This is a genomic window from Pseudochrobactrum kiredjianiae, from assembly GCF_030362795.1.
Classification (GTDB): Bacteria; Pseudomonadota; Alphaproteobacteria; order Rhizobiales; family Rhizobiaceae; genus Pseudochrobactrum; species Pseudochrobactrum kiredjianiae.
This window is the reverse complement of sequence record NZ_JAUCBM010000042.1, coordinates 1-3,139: the sequence shown is the minus strand read 5'-3', so window position 1 is coordinate 3,139 and position 3,139 is coordinate 1. Positions and strand designations below refer to the sequence as shown.

Genomic DNA, 3,139 nt, shown 5'->3' with positions numbered 1-3,139 from the left:
CTAGGACGTAAACTCATAAAATAATTTTGAAAATTGAGGCGCTTATGGTTCACTTTCGTTGAATTATGGAGCCTTAGATGACACGCCGTCGTTACGAACTTACGGACCATGAATGGTCAATCATATCCCCTTTATTGCCCAATAAGCCACGCGGTGTTGCCCGCGTTGATGATCGTCTAGTATTAAATGGAATTCTTTGGCGTTTTCGAACTGGTTCAACATGGGCGGAAATTCCGGAGCGGTATGGTCCTCCGACCACCTGCTATAATCGCTTTGTCCGCTGGCGTAAGGCTGGGGTATGGGATCGGCTTTTTCACGCCGTCTCAGAGGCTTACGATGGGGACATCATCATGATTGACACCACCTGTGCCCGTGTTCACCAGCATGGAGCCACGGGAAAAAAGAGGATGGAAATGATGGTAGCATGGGACGTTCCCGCGGTGGCTTACGAGTAAAATCCATGCGTTTGTCGACGCCGAAGGCCGACCGGTAACGCTGCGTCTGACAGGTGGGCAAGTAGCTGATTGCACACAAGCTGATGCACTGACAGACGGCCTTAGCGACGGTGATACGCTGCTAGCAGATAAGGGCTATGATACTGACGGCGGGCCAAGGCCGCCAGATGCAAAGCATGGGCCAATATTCCACCCAAAGCAAACCGTAAGGGTTCCTTTGCTTTTTCAAGCTGGGTTTACAAGCAGCGTAACCTCGTCGAACGGTTCTTCAACAAAATCAAGCAGTTTCGAGGCATCGCAACGCGCTACGACAAGTGCCCAGAGAACTATATCGCTGCAGTAAAAATCATCGCAACAAGAATTTGGTGTCAAAGTTTATGAGTCTATGCCCTAGCATCTGTCAATCAATATGGTTTTTGCAACAGAGCCGACGAGATTAATGGCTTGTCATATACCTTCATAGATTGTGCTGTTCCACTGGTGATTATACGTTCAGTTGATTTGGGTAAATCAGGCTACGAAACACAAGAAGAATTTATCAATGATGCTAAATTTATAATAATATTAAATAATATTCGTCAGTAAATTGCCGATAAATGGGAATATGTTACGTAATTAAAAAAGGTTTATCTTAATATTTATATGATATCGCCTCCAAGAAATTGAGTTAATATTATTTAAATATACTTTTTTACAAATTAATTTAATGTTATTAATCAGTAAAATGACGATTAATACTTTGTGTGGCGACTCGAGTTGAAGGCGGTATTGTCCATGAGATGATCAAGCAATCTACGTCGCAGCGTGATTCTGACAAATTTCGTATTGAACATCCATCGGGCTATATGGATATCTATGTTGATGTCAGAACCAAGCAAGGACAGTTCGAGGTACACCGATTATCAACAATACGGACGGCTCGAAAGATCATGGATGTTTAGGAAATAGAGAATTGCGCACATAGTACACAGTAATTATTTAATTTTTATTAAATGTAGTTATGTAATTAAACAATATTAATTAGGCAATAAAATAATGAATACAAAGAGAGAAATCTCTTGGTTGGCATCAATATTAATGATGCTATCATCAACAAGCTTCACCTTGTCTGGTTTTTTCCGGACAAGCGATCAATCACTTTAGTTTTTGGCAAACACTTTTTGTACGTTTTGCAATTCCTTTGATCTTAACTGCGCCTCTATACTTTTTTGAGAGAAGGCGTCTAGTCATTGAGTGCAATAAATTACAATTGCTAGAGCATTTTTTTCATAACCTCAGTTAAATCAAGTTTATTTGAAGGAATAGCATTATACAACACTGGCCCATTTTTCATAATATTTTTAGATGGCATATACTATAAAAACACATATCTTTAGAGCAAATATTTGGTGTGCTAGCAGGTTTTATAGGTAATGACCTGCCACTGAACTTTCATCCAACGGCGATTAGAGCCTCGGCGGTTTTGACTACGCCAATTGGCGTGTTGGTAGCAACCGGCGGAAACGCCAAGCTTTCATCTTGCGCAGCGTTGGAGCCGGTTGCGGCGATGGATCCAGCATAGTCTGCCGGGGTTTGGTATCCCAGCGACGAGTGTGGCCGGAAATTGTTGTAATCGTCGGCCCATTGGGCGATGGCGCTGCGGGCGTGATCGAGGCCAAAGAACAGGCTTTCGTTGAGCAATTCGTCGCGCATCCGACCGTTGAAGGATTCAACATAGCCGTTCTGCATAGGCTTTCCTGGCGCGATATAGTGCCACTCAACCTTGTGATCCTTCGACCAGGCCAGGATGGCATTCGAGGTGAGTTCCGTGCCGTTATCGGAGACAATCATTCCGGGCTTGCCGCGTCGTTCGATCAGCGTCGTCAGTTCTCGGGCGACACGGCGGCCGGAGATTGAGGTGTCCGGGATTGCTGCCAGGCATTCCCGTGTCACATCATCAACGATATTGAGGATCCGGAACCGTCTCCCGCATGCAAACTGGTCGTGCACGAAATCGAGAGACCAACGGGCATTTGCTTTCGCCTCGACCAGGATCGGCGCACGCGTGCCGACGGCCCTTCGTCGAGCCTTCCGCTTGCGAACCGAAAGCCCTTCCTCGCGATACAGCCGATAGATGCGGTTGACGCCGGATGGCTCTCCGTCCCGCCTGAGCAGGACGAACAGCCGTCGGTAGCCGAAGCGCCGTCGCTCGTTGGCGAGATCGCGCAACTTTGCTCGCAATTCGACCTCCGGCGGTCGGCAGGACCGATAGCGGATCATCTTGCGATCAGCCGAAACAATCTGGCAGGCCCGCCGCTCCGAAAGACCCATTATGTCCTTCAGATGTGCAACGGCGTCACGCTTGGCGGCAGGCCCTACCATTTTTTTGCGAGAAGCTCGCGGAGTGCGGCGGCATCGAGCATCTGCTCGGCCAACAGCTTCTTAAGCTTGGCGTTCTCTTCTTCGAGTGCCTTCAGGCGCTTCGCCTCGGACACCTCCATACCGCCGTATTTGGCTTTCCAGTTATAAAATGTTGCGTCCGAAATCCCATACTTGCGGCACAGGTCGGCCACCTTCATGCCTGCCTCCTGCTCCTTCAGCACCGCAATAATCTGCTCTTCCGTAAATCGCTGCTTCTTCATTCGTCCGTCCTTTATCGGGCCGGACTCTAATCCATTCTGGAGGAAATTCTCAGTGGCAGGTCA

The 3,139-nt window shown here is 47.5% G+C and carries 2 protein-coding genes and 1 pseudogene; 2 read left to right on the top strand and 1 reads right to left on the bottom strand.

Going from position 1 to position 3,139, the window contains the following annotated elements; all coding sequences use genetic code 11:
* Positions 1 to 77 precede the first annotated feature (77 nt).
* Positions 78 to 836 (top strand): annotated as a pseudogene (locus QUF18_RS20300) (IS5 family transposase).
* A 362-nt stretch (positions 837 to 1,198) separates the two neighbouring features.
* Positions 1,199 to 1,396, top strand: coding sequence for a PrpF domain-containing protein (locus tag QUF18_RS20450; protein ID WP_353074562.1), 198 nt, complete (start codon positions 1,199 to 1,201; stop codon positions 1,394 to 1,396).
* 490 nt (positions 1,397 to 1,886) lie between these two features.
* Here the strand turns inward: QUF18_RS20450 and QUF18_RS20295 are convergent.
* Positions 1,887 to 3,076, bottom strand: a protein-coding gene (locus tag QUF18_RS20295; protein ID WP_289386482.1) for an IS3 family transposase whose coding sequence is annotated in 2 segments (ribosomal slippage) — positions 1,887 to 2,824 and positions 2,824 to 3,076 — 1,191 coding nt in all. Because the reading frame shifts where the segments join, the coding sequence is not laid out codon by codon here.
* Positions 3,077 to 3,139 lie beyond the last annotated feature (63 nt).